Source organism: Pseudomonas sp. MH9.2 (assembly GCF_034353875.1).
Taxonomy (GTDB): Bacteria; Pseudomonadota; Gammaproteobacteria; order Pseudomonadales; family Pseudomonadaceae; genus Aquipseudomonas.
Genome location: NZ_CP133784.1, coordinates 1,628,098 through 1,643,585, shown reverse-complemented (window position 1 = coordinate 1,643,585; position 15,488 = coordinate 1,628,098). Strand labels below are relative to the sequence as shown.

12 protein-coding genes are annotated in these 15,488 nt (G+C 59.2%); 8 read left to right on the top strand and 4 right to left on the bottom strand.

From position 1 onward, the window contains the following. Positions 1 to 81 precede the first annotated feature (81 nt). Positions 82 to 1,242, top strand: a complete 1,161-nt coding sequence (locus RHM55_RS07635) for an FIST N-terminal domain-containing protein (protein ID WP_322180776.1) — start codon at positions 82 to 84, stop codon at positions 1,240 to 1,242. Continuing rightward, the gene (locus tag RHM55_RS07630) at positions 1,235 to 2,329 is read left to right on the top strand and encodes a sensor histidine kinase (RefSeq protein ID WP_322180775.1); all 1,095 of its coding nucleotides are present in this window, start codon (positions 1,235 to 1,237) and stop codon (positions 2,327 to 2,329) included. Before RHM55_RS07635 ends, RHM55_RS07630 begins: the two co-directional genes overlap by 8 nt. A 43-nt stretch (positions 2,330 to 2,372) precedes the next feature. Here the strand turns inward: RHM55_RS07630 and RHM55_RS07625 are convergent, their stop codons facing one another. After that, the gene (locus tag RHM55_RS07625; protein ID WP_322180773.1) at positions 2,373 to 3,614 is read right to left on the bottom strand and encodes an FAD-binding oxidoreductase; all 1,242 of its coding nucleotides are present in this window, start codon (positions 3,612 to 3,614) and stop codon (positions 2,373 to 2,375) included. A 318-nt stretch (positions 3,615 to 3,932) separates the two neighbouring features. Between RHM55_RS07625 and RHM55_RS07620 the strand changes: the two genes are divergently transcribed. Further along, entirely contained in the window at positions 3,933 to 4,742 is an 810-nt protein-coding gene (locus tag RHM55_RS07620; protein WP_322180771.1) for a DUF2242 domain-containing protein, read from the top strand. 77 nt (positions 4,743 to 4,819) lie between these two features. Here the strand turns inward: RHM55_RS07620 and ilvA are convergent, their stop codons facing one another. Continuing rightward, positions 4,820 to 6,334, bottom strand: a complete 1,515-nt coding sequence (gene ilvA, locus RHM55_RS07615; RefSeq protein ID WP_322182785.1) for a threonine ammonia-lyase, biosynthetic — start codon at positions 6,332 to 6,334, stop codon at positions 4,820 to 4,822. Positions 6,335 to 6,916: 582 nt separating this feature from the next. On the opposite strand from ilvA, the gene RHM55_RS07610 reads away from it, so the two are divergent. Further along, positions 6,917 to 7,054, top strand: a complete 138-nt coding sequence (locus tag RHM55_RS07610; RefSeq protein ID WP_322180769.1) for a hypothetical protein — start codon at positions 6,917 to 6,919, stop codon at positions 7,052 to 7,054. Between the two features lie 3 nt (positions 7,055 to 7,057). On the opposite strand, the gene RHM55_RS07605 is transcribed toward RHM55_RS07610, so the two are convergent. After that, the gene (locus RHM55_RS07605) at positions 7,058 to 8,098 is read right to left on the bottom strand and encodes an AraC family transcriptional regulator (protein ID WP_322180767.1); all 1,041 of its coding nucleotides are present in this window, start codon (positions 8,096 to 8,098) and stop codon (positions 7,058 to 7,060) included. A 4-nt stretch (positions 8,099 to 8,102) separates the two neighbouring features. Continuing rightward, the gene (locus tag RHM55_RS07600) at positions 8,103 to 9,248 is read right to left on the bottom strand and encodes a carbon-nitrogen hydrolase family protein (protein ID WP_322180764.1); all 1,146 of its coding nucleotides are present in this window, start codon (positions 9,246 to 9,248) and stop codon (positions 8,103 to 8,105) included. A 241-nt stretch (positions 9,249 to 9,489) separates the two neighbouring features. Here RHM55_RS07600 and RHM55_RS07595 point away from each other — a divergent pair, with 241 nt between their 5' ends. From RHM55_RS07595 to RHM55_RS07580, 4 genes are all read left to right on the top strand, one after another. Then, positions 9,490 to 11,526 (top strand): NADPH-dependent 2,4-dienoyl-CoA reductase, encoded by a 2,037-nt coding sequence (locus tag RHM55_RS07595; protein WP_322180762.1) that lies wholly within the window; start codon positions 9,490 to 9,492, stop codon positions 11,524 to 11,526. A gap of 102 nt (positions 11,527 to 11,628) precedes the next feature. Continuing rightward, positions 11,629 to 12,558 carry a 1-aminocyclopropane-1-carboxylate deaminase/D-cysteine desulfhydrase gene (locus RHM55_RS07590; RefSeq protein ID WP_322180760.1) on the top strand — a complete coding sequence of 310 codons (930 nt, stop codon included), beginning with the start codon at positions 11,629 to 11,631 and terminating at the stop codon, positions 12,556 to 12,558. 150 nt (positions 12,559 to 12,708) lie between these two features. Next, complete coding sequence (locus RHM55_RS07585; RefSeq protein WP_322180758.1) at positions 12,709 to 14,052, top strand: MFS transporter; 1,344 nt, start codon at positions 12,709 to 12,711, stop codon at positions 14,050 to 14,052. A 187-nt stretch (positions 14,053 to 14,239) separates the two neighbouring features. Further along, complete coding sequence (locus RHM55_RS07580) at positions 14,240 to 15,457, top strand: MFS transporter (protein WP_322180756.1); 1,218 nt, start codon at positions 14,240 to 14,242, stop codon at positions 15,455 to 15,457. Positions 15,458 to 15,488: the final 31 nt, after the last annotated feature.

The following is a 15,488-nucleotide window of genomic DNA, read 5'->3' as shown; positions in this document are numbered from 1 at the left end:
GCTCCGGGATTAGGTTATGCTCGAAGCGTGAAGGCGTTTTGGCATCGGTTGCGGCCTTGGTGGGGTGAAAGGGAGTGACTCATGAAGTCTCAAGGCAGTATTCGCAGGGCGCAGTCATTCGCTTCCGATACACGAGAGGCGGTGCGTGAGTTTCACGCAGGGGTCGTTCAGCACGACATGGCACTGGTGCTGTTCTTCTGTTCGCCGACCTATGACCGGGAGATAGTCGCGCAAGAAATGGCGCGTCTGTTCCCAGGCGTAGACGTTGTTGGCTGCTCGACGGCGGGGGAGATTGGCCCTGTCGGTTATTGCACCGACAGCATCACCGGAGTCAGTTTTCCTGAAAGTGATTTTGTGGCGGTGGTGGGTGCTATTGACCACCTGCAGCAACTTGAAGCGGCCAAGGTCATGGAGTTTGCGCAACGGCAGTTACAGAGGCTCACGATCAAGGCGTCAGGGGTGGTGGACCCAAGTGGTTTTGCGCTGCTCCTGACCGATGGCCTTTCAGTGCGTGAAGAGCCGCTGGCTAACGCGTTGCAACGGTCCCTGGGCAAGTTGCCACTGATCGGTGGGTCTGCAGCCGATGCGTTGTCTTTTGGCCATACCTACGTCTACTTCGACGGGACATTTCACAGCGATAGCGCGGTCGTGGTCCTGCTGAGTACCCCGTTGCCGTTCAAACTGTTTAAAATCCAGCATTTTGTACCGACGTCCAAAAGGCTGGTGGTGACCGCGGCCGACCCCGCACATCGCGTGGTGAAAGAAATCAACGGATTGCCCGCCGCCGAGGAATATGCCCGCTATATCGGTGTTGAGGTAAGCGACCTGACCCCGTTGAGTTTCGCCGCGTCGCCCCTGGTGGTGGTGATCGGCGAGACGAGCTATGTGCGTGCCATTCAGTCGGCCAACAGTGACGGGAGCCTGACGTTTTTCTGTGCCATCGAGGAAGGGTTGGTGCTACGCCTGGCGCATGGCGAGGATCTGGTGGAAAACCTCCAGCAGTCCTTTGCCGCATTCAACGCGGAAATCGGGCCACCGCAGTTGGTTCTGGGGTTCGACTGCGTCCTGCGCAGGATGGAAATCACCCTCAATGGCCTTGATGACGCCGTTGAGGATATTTTTCGCAGCAACAATGTCACCGGGTTCACGACCTATGGTGAGCAATTTCGCGGAGTGCACGTCAACCAGACATTGACCGGTATCGCGATTGGCGCAGCGCTGCCCGAGGTGGATCATGCTTGAGCGAACCCAGCTGTCCGCCGATGACGAAAAGCGTCTGTACGCCGAGATCGCTCGCAAGGACAAGATCATCGAGGTCCTGATGGACCGCGCCGAACGTGGGACCAACGGTCAAGGTTCCGATTTCGATCTGTTTCAGACCACTGTCATGCTGGAAGACATGGTGCATGAGCGCACACAGGATCTGGAAACCGCGCTGCGCAATAACGAAAGCATCACCCGCGAGCTGAAAGCGACCCAGGGGGAGTTGGTGACCTCCGCGCGCCTGGCCGGTATGGCCGAAATCGCAAACAATGTCCTGCACAACGTCGGCAACGTGCTTAACAGCGTGAATATCTCGGCCGATATCGTGTGTTCCACGCTGCGCCAGTCGAAGGTTCGCAGCCTGAGTAATGTCGTGGAGCTTATCCAGGAGCACTCGGACGACATCGGTGAGTTTCTGGCGCGAGATGAAAAAGGAAAGCTGTTGCTGCCTTACCTGTTCAAGCTGGCGGCCGCGTTGTCCGCCGAGCAGCGCAACGTGCTGGATGAGCTCGGCTCATTGACCCAAAACATCAACCACATCAAAAGTATTGTCGCGACCCAGCAGTCCCATGCGGGCTCGGCCAGCATTATCGAGGATGTCGATCTGGATGTCGCGATCGAGGATGTCCTGCGTTTGGGGGCCGGGGTCGTAGGTGCGCATCAGGTTCTCGCGCTCAAGGAGTATTCTGATGTGCCCGCGTTGCTCCTGGATAAGTCGCGGTTTATCCAGATTTTGGTCAACTTGCTGCGAAATGCCAGGCAGGCCATGGACGCTATCGATGACCTGACAGGCCCGATCACCCTGCGCGCAAGGGTGGTCAAGAACAGCGAGGGCAGGCGTTTGCAATTGAGTGTGGAAGATGACGGCGAAGGCATCGCCCCCGAGCATCTGCCGCAGCTTTTCGTTCATGGCTTTACGACACGCAAAGAGGGCCATGGCTTTGGCCTGCACAGCTGCGCGTTGGCCGCCAAGGAGATGGGCGGCACCTTGACGGTTCACAGTGACGGGCCCGGCGCCGGGGCGGTGTTTACCCTTGAGTTTCCAATGACCTCAGCGCTGGGTTGATCCGCGATGTAACGCTCATGCGGGTAGTTGCCGCCCCCGGCGATCAGTGGAAGCGTTCGGCGCTATAGGGGGCTGGGTCGGTAAACGGTTCGGCGCCGGTCATCAGCTCTGCGAGCAGGCGGCCACTGACCGGGCCCAGCGTCAGACCGTGGTGGGCGTGGCCGAAGTTGAACCACAGCCCCGGATGACGGTTGGCCGGACCGATCACTGGGCACATGTCCGGCAGGCACGGACGTCGACCCAGCCAGGGTTCGGCATCCAGACGTTCTCCAAGGGGGTAGAAGCCGCGTGCCAGCTTTTCGCAACGGCGCAGCTGGATTTCATTGATAGGGTCGTCGCTGTCGGCGAACTCGACGCCGGTGGTCAGACGAATCCCTCGCACCATCGGTGCCAGTACATAACCGCCCTGACGGTCAACGATGGGGTGATGCAACTGAGTACCGGGTTTGGCTGCGTAGTGCATGTGGTAGCCGCGTTTCACCGCCAGCGGAATCCGGTAACCCAGCGGCTCGAAAATGCCCCTGGCCTGAGGACCGAGGGCCACCACGGCTTCGTTGGCAATGATTAGGCCCTTTTCGCTCTGCACCTCCCATTTGTCGGCACGCTGGCTCAGGCTCAAGGCATCACCCAGCACGAATACGCCGCCGCGCTTAATGAACAGTTCAGCATAGCCGCGGGTCAGACCGCCCGGATCGCTGACCGTCTTCGGGTCGAGCCAGTGAATACCGCCGACGACGTTGGCATGCAGCCCGGGCTCGCGCTCGTGTACCTGCTGCTGATCAAGCACTTCATAGTTCAAGTCGTACTTTTTGAGCGCCGCCGCGTCTTCTTTGGCCTTTTCAAACGCGGGCAGGTTGCGGAAGGCCTCGATCCAGCCACTGTCCTTGATCAGCCCGCCCATGCCTGCCGGTTCCGACAGCAGGTCATGTTCGCTGACACAGCGCTCGACCAACGGCAGCATGGAGCGAGTCGCGACGGCCAGGCCTTTGGGTCCCGAGTTACGCCAGTATTGCAGCAGCCACGGACCTGCCTTAGGCAGATAACGCAGGCTGTAGCGCACATCGGATTGCTGGTTGAGGGCATAGCGCAGCAGGCTCGACAGCTGGCGCGGAAACGCATAGGGGATCACGCTGGCGCGCTCGATCAGTCCGGCGTTGCCATGGCTCGTGCCGTTGCCGGGTTGCTCTCGGTCGAGCAATACCACGTTGCGGCCGCGTGCCTGTAACTGCAGGGCGGTACTGACGCCGACAATCCCGGCGCCCAGAACGATGGTGTCGCAATGCATGGGAAATCCTTGATACGCGGGCCGTAATCACAGCCTGGAAAAATCGGTTCAATTCAAATCAGGGCCCGGCGGCCTTCGATTAACTTGGGCAGCGTCGCACAGTGTCGACATTACGGGAGAAGCTCCACTTCGTCACGCCCATCGGCGCCTTGGATAATCAACGTCGGCGCGTGAGCCGAACGGGTGTAGAATCCCCAGGCGTCAGTCAAATCGACCATACCTCCAAACTGCGTTGATCGAACGCCAGCCTTGTTGCAGACTTACCCCCTCGTTTCAGGACTGTAGTTCTACTGACAGCTATTTTCCCCAGGATTTTCAATGTCTAAATTACTGAGCTTTCGTACCGCATGCTGGGTCACCACCCTGCTGGCTGCCGCAGGCTGCTCATCGCCCAAGCCGGCGGTCTACGAGCATGAAAATTTCGACGATTCCGGTACTTTTTCGAGAAACTACCCGGTCAGCGATTCCGCGTCCTGTGAGGCGGCGCGTCGAGCCTTGCTCAGCCAGGGCTACATCATCAGTAGCAGTGACCCGAAAGTGATCAGCGGGCACAAAAGCTTCCAGCAGACGGGTGAAACCCATATGGAGATCAGCTTCAGTGTGGTCTGCGCGTCTGATGGTACTGCCGCTAATGGGGCGACGATGTTCGCCAATGCGTTGCAGGACCGTTATGCGCTGAAGAAGGTCAACAATTCGGCGAGCGTGGGTGTTGGCGTACTGGGTTCGGTGTCGATGCCGATTGGCTCCACTGACGATTCGATGGTCAAGGTTGCCAGCGAGACGGTCTCGTCACCCACGTTCTATGATCGCTTCTTTACGCTGGTAGAAATCTTCTTGCCACCTGAAGTGAAAAAAGCCGCCCATATCCCTGAAAAACCGAAAACCGATCTGGGCATACCAGAACCGGCTGCTCAAGCGATAAAGCCGGCAGCGCTGGCCGAGACCAAGCCTGCGACTCCAGAGGCGGTACCTGCGACAGAACCTGCGAAAGAATCCTCTCCGGAGACGGCTCCTGCTGCCGCCAATGGAAGTGAACCAGCGCCAGCACCGGCTGAGCACGAGTCTATTAAGGTCGAACCTGTAGCGCCTGCGCCGACACCTGTTCAGCCGGAGGCAACGACACCTTAGCGTCTGGCAAGCAGCATCCGGTGCCCAATAGCCGCTGAGACTTCTCCGTTCAGCGGCTTTTTGATGGGCAGCGTTCCTCAGCTTAGAAAAAGCTTGTACGCCGGGTTATCCGTTTCATCCCAGTACGGATAACCGATCTCGGCCAGTGCCGCAGGGATCAGGTGACGCTCCTCTTCCGGCACCACCAGCCCCGCCATAACGCGGCCATCTGCAGCGCCGTGGTTGCGGTAGTGGAACATCGAGATATTCCACTGGCCGCCGAGCTTGTTCAGGAAGTTGAACAGTGCGCCGGGACGCTCGGGGAATTCGAAGCGGAACACCACTTCATCGCTGACCCTTGGCGCATGGCCACCGACCATGTGCCGAATATGCAGCTTCGCCAGTTCGTTGTGGGTCAGGTCCAGCACCGGGAAGCCCTGTTCGGTCAGGCTGCTGAGCAGCGCGGCGCGCGGGTCGTTTTTCGGGTGGGTCTGCACGCCGACGAAGATGTGCGCTTCGCGATCGGTGTGATAGCGGTAGTTGAATTCGGTGATCTGGCGTTTACCGATGGCTTTGCAGAAGGCTTTGAAGCTGCCCGGCTTCTCGGGAATGGTCACCGCGATGATCGCTTCGCGGCCTTCGCCCAGCTCGGCGCGTTCGGCAACGTGGCGCAGACGGTCGAAGTTGACGTTGGCCCCGGAGTCGATGGCCACCAGGGTCTGACCACTGACGCCGTACCGCTCGACGTACTTCTTGATCCCGGCCACGCCCAATGCACCGGCAGGCTCAGTGATCGAGCGGGTGTCGTCGTAGATGTCCTTGATCGCCGCGCAGATTTCGTCGGTGCTGACGGTGATCACTTCGTCGACGTAATCCTTGCAGATATCAAAGGTGTGCTTGCCAATCTGCGCCACCGCCACACCATCGGCAAACAGACCGACCTGACTCAGCACCACGCGCTCGCCTGCGGCCATGGCCGCTTGCAGGCAGTTGGAATCGTCAGGCTCGACGCCGATCACCTTGATCTCCGGGCGCAGGTATTTCACGTACGCTGCGATGCCCGCGATCAAACCGCCACCGCCCACCGGGACAAAAATCGCGTCCAGACGACCCGGATACTGACGCAGGATCTCCATCGCCACGGTGCCTTGCCCGGCAATGGTGTCCGGGTCGTCATACGGGTGGACGTAGACGTAGCCTTTTTCTTCGACCAGTTTCAGGGAGAACGCCAGCGCCTCGGGGAACGAGTCGCCGTGCAATACCACCTTGCCGCCGCGCGAACGCACGCCTTCGACCTTGATCTCGGGGGTGGTTTTGGGCATGACGATGGTGGCTTTGACCCCCAATACCTTGGCCGCCAACGCCAGCCCCTGCGCGTGATTGCCGGCCGACGCGGTGACCACGCCCTTGGCCCGTTCGGCTTCGCTCAGTTGCGTCAGCTTGTTGTACGCGCCGCGAATCTTGAACGAGAACACCGGCTGCAAGTCTTCGCGCTTGAGCAATATCTGATTGCCGAGGCGCTCGGACAGCTGGCGAGCCTGCTGCAAGGGGGTTTCAACGGCCACGTCATAGACGCGCGAGGTGAGGATTTTCTTGACGTACTGCTTGAGCAAATCGCTCATTGATGGGCTCCTGGTACGAGAGGTGTTGCCCAGGAGACAGAAGAAAAACCCGCCTCGAGGGCGGGTTGGGTGCAGCCGTCAGCTAACCCGCCAAGATAGGAATGGCGGTAATAATAATCGGGCGGACGACATGCTGGGTCAGGTTCATGTATCGAAGACTATTTCGGATGGCGTGGGCAAGTCAAGCCTACACGGGCTATGTAGGAGGCCTCGCCGCGTCGTCGACGCCGCGCTGTCGCGCAGCAAACCGGGTTGGGATTTTGCTCGGAGGGCGTAGATACCGTCTTGACCCTCACCGCGCAAGCGCAAGTTGTGGGTTAAACCCAGCCCCACCAGAAGCCCGTCCCGGGCTTATTCGCAGACAAGTCAGCTCCTACAGGGATCAGCGCTTATCTTGAAATTTTATTTATTTTTCAATTGGTTACACGTTTTTTGATAGAAGCGCTTGCAACGACGCGTCCCGCCGCGATGGCGTCGTGTCAGGTGTACCGATGATCGCAGAACCAGGTATCCCTTTCCCTAGGGGGCGACGCATTCATTTTTTCGTCACGTTGGCACTTTAAGGTGAAAACCGTGGTCAGTCATAAAACCAATAGTGAGCATCAGCCAAAGAGGGCATGCGTAATGGACGAATACCAGGAAGAACTGCTTGAGTATCAGGCTTTTGAACTTGATCCAGTGGAACCCGCCGACGACGCTACCGAGCTGTAAGCGTCAACCGGCTTGACGCTGGCTGCGGCGGAACTCTCCCGGGGTATGCCCGTTCCAGCGTTTGAAGGCGCGTTGAAAAGCCTCGGCCGAGGCAAAGCCGAGCAGGTAGGCTATTTCGCCGAAGGCCAGTTCTGTATCACGGATATAGGTCATCGCCAGGTCGCGGCGGGTGTCATTGAGAATGGCGCGAAACTGCGTGCCTTCGTCAGCCAATTTGCGACGCAATGTCCAAGTCGGCAGCTTCAGTCGTGCGGCCACTTCTTCCAGATCCGGTTCCCGACCACCATTCAATAACGGCCCGAGCAACTGAGTGATGCGCTCTCGCAGGCTGCGGGTGCGGGTGAGCTGTTCCAGTTCCTTCTCACACAATTGCAACAAGTGCCGCCACGTGCTGGGGCAGTGCTCCGGGTTGCGTAGCCCGAGGCTCGACAGGCTCAGGCGCAGTTGATTGATGTCGGCAGCAAAACTTACAGGGTTATCGCTCAAGTCGCTGTAAGACCCCGCGTAAGCCGGCGCGGGAAACTCGATGTCGACCTTTTCCGCACGCAGGCGGCAGCCGGCCAGACTCGAAAGCTGCTGAATCCAGCTGGCGAGAATCGAATCCACCACAAAGCGGTTGTAGGCGTTGTACGGGCTGATGGAATAGAAACGCAGCCATGCGCCTTGAGCGTCCTCATGAAAGCTCGACCGCCCTCGGTAATTCGAACCGAAAAGCGCTTCAAAGCGGATCAGGCAGCGTGCTGCCTCGCGCACGGTGGGCGCCTGCGCGGCGGTCACGCCCGCCAGTCCTGCCTGGCTGATACGGCTCAACTGGCCCATGCGCAGGCCCAGCCCCGGTTCGCCAGTCAGCTGGATGGCGGCGTGCCCAAGGCGCATGTAACGCGGGATCGACAGGCGTGCACCCGGCTCAGCCAAGCGTGCCGGGTCCAGCCCGTATTGTTCCAGCAACGGCTCCGGGTCCTGGCCGAAACTGCGTACAGCGTCGGCCAGGCTGTGCACGAAGCCTACTGACAAATCACCCAAACGCACCCGTGGCGAAGTCATCGATTCACAGCCAGAGGTTAATCAAGCGCGCACCGTGCCCAGGCTGGTCGGCGCTGATTTGATCGGTGCCGGTCAGCCCTTGGCGATTGGCAAAACTGTCGCCGGAGCTGTCCTGATCCCAGAACTGGCCACGCATGAACACACTAATCCCAGCACGTGCGGTACTGGCCGGTGCATGGCCGGTCAAGGTCAGGCGGCGCCAGGCCGCACCTTCGCTGATTTCTCCCGGCTTGAGGCTGACGCCCTCAGGTGTCGAAGCACTTTTATAGCCTTGCCAAGGTTTGGACCAGAGACCATGGCCCACGACGAACGCAGGCACGGCAATCAATTCGGCGCCGTTGTTGTTCAATTGTGCGTAATTACGCGGATACCAACTGTCACTGCCGATCAGCACCCCCAGGCGTCCGGCCGGGGTGTCGACGACATTCAGCGCAGCCTGCGTCGCTGGCTGGATGTAATTGCGTTCCGCGAACGTCGGGTACAGCTGACGCTGCGGCTGGCCAATCGGCAGGCCGTCGCTGCTGAATACCAGGCTGCTGTTGTACAGAGGGCCTGGGCCGATGTGCAGTTGGCCGTTATCGATGCTCGGTTCGGGCAATACGATTGAGCCTGCCACCAGGGTCACGGCAAACTCTTTGGCCAGACCGCCGAACAGCGTCTGGTAATCCTTGGCCATGGCCCGTGCTTTCATGCGCAGATGAGCGTCGTCGAGCCGGTTACTGCCCTTGGCCCGTATCAGCGCGTTGAGGAATTGCAGGGGGTTGCTGACCGACAGCCAGTTCATGGCTTCATTGATCGTCGTGGCTTGATACAACTCATCTTTCTCGCCTCTGGCAAACAGCCAGGTACCGATGTGCTCAGGCAACACCACGATGGTTTTGTCGTTAAGCAGACCCTGGTCACGGGCTTGTTGCAGGTAGGCCGCCAGCTTGCGGTGCAGATGTTCGAGGCTTTGATAATCGGTGGGGAACAGCTCCGGCTGGATACCCAGCAGGTTGCCGCGCTCGCCGGGTTGGCCGTCATTCACTGCCAGTTGAATGCGCAGATCCGAAAGATAATGGCCTACGGGGCGTTGCCCGGTCCAAACGGCGTAACCGGTGATCATGGCGATCAACAGCAGGGCAACGGAGACATTGAAAATTTTGCGCATGGGAGACACAGAGAGCAGCCGTGAGCAGGATTCACCGACTAGGGTAGGGCGATGAGCCGCGCTTGCCAACCCTCGCTGTTCGTTTGGATCAATAACTTGTCACTTTGAGTCATTGAGTGTGACCGGTTGGCTCTTTAATGTTTGTGCCATGGACAGATCAGTGAGTTTGCCTCCTGCCTGAATAATTGACGGGAGCCCATAGAGGCCCCCGCATCCCGTGATGACGTTCGATGGAGTTTTTATGGCCGCCGCTCTCTACCCGCACCTGTTGGCCCCGCTGGACCTGGGATTCACCACCTTGCGCAACCGCACCCTGATGGGCTCGATGCACACAGGTCTTGAAGAAAAGCCCGGCGGATTCGAACGCATGGCGGCTTACTTCGCTGAGCGGGCCCGTGGTGGTGTTGGCCTGATGGTGACCGGCGGTATCGGCCCCAACGATGAAGGCGCGGTGTATTCCGGCGCAGCCAAGTTGACCACGGTTGAAGAAGCGGACAAACATCGCATCGTCACCAAGGCAGTGCATGAAGCCGGTGGCAAAATCTGCATGCAGATCCTCCACGCCGGACGCTATGCCTACAGCCCCAGGCAAGTCGCTCCAAGCGCGATTCAGGCGCCGATCAACCCGTTCAAGCCCAAAGAACTGGACGAAGAGGGCATCGAAAAGCAAATTCAGGATTTCGTCACCTGTTCGACCCTGGCGCAGATCGCCGAGTACGACGGCGTTGAAATCATGGGCTCGGAAGGTTATTTCATTAACCAGTTCCTGGCCGCTCACACCAACCATCGCACTGATCGCTGGGGTGGTAGCTATGAAAATCGCATGCGCCTGCCAGTGGAAATCGTCCGTCGCGTGCGCGAGACGGTAGGCCCGAACTTCATCATTATCTATCGCCTGTCGATGCTCGATCTGGTGGAAGGTGGCAGCGTCTGGGAAGAAATCGTGCAACTGGCCAAAGCCATCGAGGCGGCGGGTGCAACCCTGATCAACACCGGTATCGGTTGGCATGAGGCACGAATCCCGACTATCGCGACCAAGGTTCCGCGGGCGGCTTTCAGCAAGGTCACGGCTAAATTGCGCGGCTCGGTGAGCATTCCACTGATCACCACCAACCGCATCAACACCCCGGAAATTGCTGAGCAGATACTCAGCGAGGGCGATGCCGACATGGTGTCCATGGCGCGGCCGTTTCTGGCGGATGCGGATTTCGTCAACAAGGCCGCCGCCGGTCGCAGTGATGAAATCAACACCTGCATCGGCTGCAACCAAGCCTGTCTGGACCATACCTTCGGTGGCAAATTGACCAGTTGTCTGGTCAATCCGCGCGCCTGCCACGAGACTGAACTCAACTACCTGCCCGTGCAGCAGATCAAGAAAATCGCGGTGATCGGTGCCGGTCCAGCGGGTCTGGCCGCGGCAACGGTGGCTGCCGAGCGCGGGCATCAGGTGACATTGTTCGATTCGGCCAGCGAGATCGGTGGCCAGTTCAACGTTGCCAAACGGGTGCCGGGCAAGGAAGAGTTCTCCGAAACCCTGCGCTATTTTTCTCGCAAGCTGCAAACCACCGGTGTCGAGGTCTGCTTGAACACCCGGGTGGCTGTCAGCGATCTGCTGGGTGCCGGTTACGACGAGATTATTCTGGCGACGGGCATTGCCCCGCGTACGCCGGCTATTCCCGGTGTCGAGCATGAAAAAGTGCTGAATTACCTCGACGTGATTCTGGGGCGTAAGCCAGTAGGGAAAAGCGTCGCAGTGATCGGCGCGGGCGGTATCGGTTTCGATGTGTCGGAATATTTGGTGCACAAGGGCGTGTCCACGAGTCTCGACTGCGCTGCGTTCTGGAAAGAGTGGGGCATCGACGCGACGCTGGAGGCGCGTGGTGGCGTCGCCGGAATCAAGGCCGAGCCGCAGGCTCCTGCGCGTCAGGTGTTCCTCTTGCAGCGCAAGAAAACCAAGGTCGGTGACGGCCTGGGTAAAACCACTGGCTGGATTCATCGCACGGGTCTGAAGAACAAGCAGGTGCAAATGCTCAATGGTGTCGAATACCTGAGCATTGATGATGCTGGCTTGCACATCCGCATCGGTGAAGGTGAACCGCAGCTATTGCCTGTGGATAACATTGTCATTTGCGCAGGTCAGGACCCGCTGCGCGAACTGTATGACGGCTTGGTCGAAGCCGGGCAGAACGTGCACCTGATCGGCGGCGCGGACGTCGCTGCCGAGCTGGACGCTAAGCGCGCAATCAATCAGGGTTCGCGGTTGGCGGCCGAGCTCTAATGCCCCGTTGTCGCGAATGAACCCGATTCGCCGGTCTGCCTGAAAAAACCAAAGAGGGCGCAATGCTAAACTGCGGCCTCTTTGTTTACTGACTCCAACCTCATGTTTCCCCCAATACCCCACCCGCCCAACGCCCCCCTCCAACCCTTGCATCTGCCTTGGCTAAAACAGGCTGGTGTCGAGGTGGCTGTCCTTCGTCTGGACTTGATCGACCCGCTGATCTCCGGCAACAAGTGGTTCAAGCTGACTCATCATCTGGCGGCGGCAGCCGAGGCCGGTGCTGAAGGCGTGATCAGCCTCGGCGGTGCGCATTCCAATCACCTGCATGCCTTGGCCGCAGCGGGCAAACGCTTCGGTTTCCCCACCGTCGGCCTGCTGCGCGGCCATGCGCAAGACACCCCGACAAGTCTTGATTTGCAGGCATTTGGCATGCAGCTGCACTGGTTGGGTTACGCCGGTTATCGGGCTCGGCATCAGGCGGATTTCTGGTTGCCATGGCAAGCACTTTACCCGCACCTGCACCCGGTACCGGAAGGCGGTGGTGGATTGCCCGGTGCTTTGGGCTGTGCCGATTTGGTGGTTCAAGCGCGCAGCCAATTGAGTCAACTGGGTTGGGACGATTATCACGCCTGGTGGTTGGCGGCAGGCACCGGAACCACCCTGGCCGGGCTGGTCCTGGCTGAAACGGGCGCCCACCCGGTCTATGGCGCTCTGGCGGTGCCGGACGACCACGGTGTCGCCGAGCACGTCTCTGCTGTCATCGAGCGGGCTAACGAGCGCCATTGCAGCTATTACCTGCTGGACGCGAGCCGCGGCGGCTTTGCCAGGACCGATCCGCACTTGCTGGACTTCATCTCCGTCAGTGAAGCCGACAGCGGCCTGCCACTGGAGCCGCTGTATACCGGCAAAGCGCTACTGGCTTTGCATGATCGGGTGGCAGCAGGGTTATTGGCCCGAGGCACTCGCTTGATTTTTGTGCACACCGGCGGCTTGCAGGGGCGGCGCGGGATGGCGGCGAGGACCACGCTCTGAGTCTCATGGCATGAATCCTGCGAATCTCATTTGGTAACGGGTCGGCCCTGAGTATGCGGATGACACATGTGGAGCACGTACATCTCGGCGCGGCCCGGATAATCGATAACTTCTAATCGATACCTTCCTGATGAGCGCGCCGAGGTCAGCATGACAACCCAAGCAATGAAGGCTGTAGACCCTGCCACCTTGAGACGCGTGATCTGTGCGGCGGCCATTGGCAATTTTGTCGAGTGGTTCGACTTTGCGGTGTACGGCTTTTTGGCGACGACTATCGCTCAGCAGTTTTTCCCCAGCAGCGACCCCAGCGCCGCGTTGTTGAAGACGTTCGCTGTCTTTGCTGTGGCGTTCGCTTTTCGGCCCTTGGGCGGTATTTTCTTCGGCATGCTCGGTGACCGGGTAGGGCGCAAGAAAACCCTGGCCTTGACCATCCTGCTGATGGCGGGTGCGACGACGTTGATTGGCGTGCTGCCCAATTACGCGGCAATTGGCGTGCTGGCGCCGGTGTTGTTGACGTTGATTCGCTGTGCCCAGGGGTTTTCCGCCGGGGGTGAATACGCTGGCGCCTGCGCTTATCTGATGGAGCATGCACCGCGCACCCAGCGCGCCTGGTATGGCAGCTTTGTGCCGGTCTCGACGTTCTCCGCCTTTGCCTGCGCGGCGGTGGTGGCCTATGCGCTGGAGTCGTCGCTGTCGCTGGACGCCATGAGCACTTGGGGCTGGCGTTTGCCGTTTCTGCTGGCAGCCCCGTTGGGGTTGGTCGGGCTGTATCTGCGCTGGAAACTGGATGAAACCCCGGCGTTTCAAGCCGTCGCCAACGAGGCTGCAGTGGCCCATTCCCCATTGCGCGAAACCCTGCGTACCCATGGTGCCGCGATCTGCTGCCTGGGCGCGTTCGTGTCGTTGACGGCGCTTTCGTTTTATATGTTCACCACCTATTTCGCCACGTACCTGCAAGTCGCAGGCGGTCTGAGCCGGGCTACGGCATTGCTGGTGTCGGTGGTTGCGCTGATTTTTGCCGCCGCAATCTGCCCATTGGCCGGGATGTTTTCCGACAGGGTCGGGCGGCGGGCGACAATAGCGAGCGCTGGCGTGTTGTTGCTTGTGGTGGTGTATCCCGCATTCCTGATGGCCAGTTCCGGCTCGTTCATTGCGTCGATCTTCGGCGTAATGTTGTTGGCGGTGGGAGCAGTGCTCTGTGGTGTGGTCACGGCGGCCTTGCTCTCCGAAACCTTTCCTACACGTACGCGTTACACCGCCTCGGCGATCACCTACAACATGGCCTACACGATTTTTGGTGGTACCGCGCCACTGGTTGCCACCTGGCTGATCACCACGACCGGCAGCAACCTGTCCCCGGCTTTTTACCTGATGGCCGTCGCAGTGCTGGCGCTGGCGGGCGGATTGGCGTTGCCGGAGACGTCGAAGGTTTCCTTGCACGGGGCTGATGGCTCAGATGAATTCGAAGTGTCGCCGCAGGGATCTGTCGCTTAGCGAATACCTCTACTGATGCTTTTGGATGCACTGGCATCAGGGAGGATAAATTTTGCCAGCCAGGCAGAGTCCGCAACAAAAAATGGCATTCATGCGCTAAAAAGTGGCACATTGGCGCCGCCACTGTTGGCGGCATCCTTTGCAATCACGGTTGTAAAGCGCATACCCATTGTTACGGATGATCTTCATGGCTATCAGCAATATTCAGTCCAGCCCGGTCCCGCCCTTGGCAGCGAGCCAAAGCAGTCCTCTGGTCATGCGCATCATTGGTGCCGTGGCTCTGGCGCATTTGATCAATGACCTGATTCAGGCGGTACTGCCGTCGATCTATCCAATGCTCAAGGCCAACTACGGGTTGACCTTCACTCAGGTCGGATTGATTACCCTGACCTTTCAGATCACGGCGTCGCTGTTGCAGCCTTGGGTGGGTTATTACACGGATCGTCATCCGAACCCGCTGCTATTGCCGGCCGGTGCTATTTGTACGCTGGTAGGGATTGTCATGCTGTCGATGGTCGGCAGCTTTCCGCTCATTCTGCTGGCGTCGGCATTGATCGGCGTTGGTTCTTCGACATTTCACCCGGAAGCGTCGCGTATCGCCCGACTGGCCTCGGGTGGCCGCTTTGGCCTGGCTCAGTCTACCTTTCAGGTCGGTGGCAACGCAGGGTCGGCATTTGGCCCACTGCTGGCTGCAGCCATCATCATTCCGTTTGGCCAAGGCAATGTCGCCTGGTTCGGGCTGTTCGCGGTGTTTGCCATCGGTTTGCTGTACGCGATCAGTCGTTGGTACCGCGCGCACCTGAACCTGTTCAAACTCAAGGCAGGGCAGCAAGCGACCCATGGCCTGTCGAAAAAGCGGGTGACCGGCGCGTTGATGGTCCTCGGCTTTCTGGTGTTTTCCAAATACTTCTACATGGCCAGTTTCACCAGCTATTTCACGTTTTACCTGATCCAGAAATTCGACCTGTCGGTGGCCAGTTCGCAACTGCACCTGTTCCTGTTTCTCGGTGCGGTAGCCGCCGGTACGTTCTTTGGCGGCCCTATAGGCGACAAAGTCGGGCGTAAAACGGTGATCTGGTTCTCGATCCTTGGGGTGGCGCCGTTCACCTTGATGCTGCCCTATGCGGACCTGTTCTGGACCAGCGTGCTGAGCGTGATCATCGGCTTCATTCTGGCCTCGGCGTTTTCCGCCATTGTGGTGTTTGCTCAAGAGCTGGTGCCGGGCAACGTGGGGATGATTGCCGGGGTGTTCTTTGGCTTGATGTTCGGTTTCGGTGGGATTGGCGCAGCGTTGCTCGGCTACCTGGCCGATATCCACGGAATCATCTACGTGTACTCGCTCTGCTCGTTCCTGCCACTGCTGGGGATTTTTACGGTTCTGTTGCCCAATACCAAAAAAGTCTGATCACCTATCACTGCATAGATTCCGGCCGAAC

Bases quoted from the DNA above. Each gene is read 5' to 3' on its own strand.
- RHM55_RS07585 (WP_322180758.1), top strand. From the start codon at position 12,709: ATGACAACCCAAGCAATGAAGGCTGTAGACCCTGCCACCTTGAGACGC.
- RHM55_RS07600 (WP_322180764.1), bottom strand. From the start codon at position 9,248: ATGCGCAAAATTTTCAATGTCTCCGTTGCCCTGCTGTTGATCGCCATG.
- RHM55_RS07590 (WP_322180760.1), top strand. From the start codon at position 11,629: ATGTTTCCCCCAATACCCCACCCGCCCAACGCCCCCCTCCAACCCTTG.
- RHM55_RS07605 (WP_322180767.1), bottom strand. From the start codon at position 8,098: ATGACTTCGCCACGGGTGCGTTTGGGTGATTTGTCAGTAGGCTTCGTG.
- RHM55_RS07580 (WP_322180756.1), top strand. From the start codon at position 14,240: ATGGCTATCAGCAATATTCAGTCCAGCCCGGTCCCGCCCTTGGCAGCG.
- RHM55_RS07625 (WP_322180773.1), bottom strand. From the start codon at position 3,614: ATGCATTGCGACACCATCGTTCTGGGCGCCGGGATTGTCGGCGTCAGT.
- RHM55_RS07595 (WP_322180762.1), top strand. From the start codon at position 9,490: ATGGCCGCCGCTCTCTACCCGCACCTGTTGGCCCCGCTGGACCTGGGA.
- RHM55_RS07620 (WP_322180771.1), top strand. From the start codon at position 3,933: ATGTCTAAATTACTGAGCTTTCGTACCGCATGCTGGGTCACCACCCTG.
- RHM55_RS07630 (WP_322180775.1), top strand. From the start codon at position 1,235: ATGCTTGAGCGAACCCAGCTGTCCGCCGATGACGAAAAGCGTCTGTAC.
- RHM55_RS07635 (WP_322180776.1), top strand. From the start codon at position 82: ATGAAGTCTCAAGGCAGTATTCGCAGGGCGCAGTCATTCGCTTCCGAT.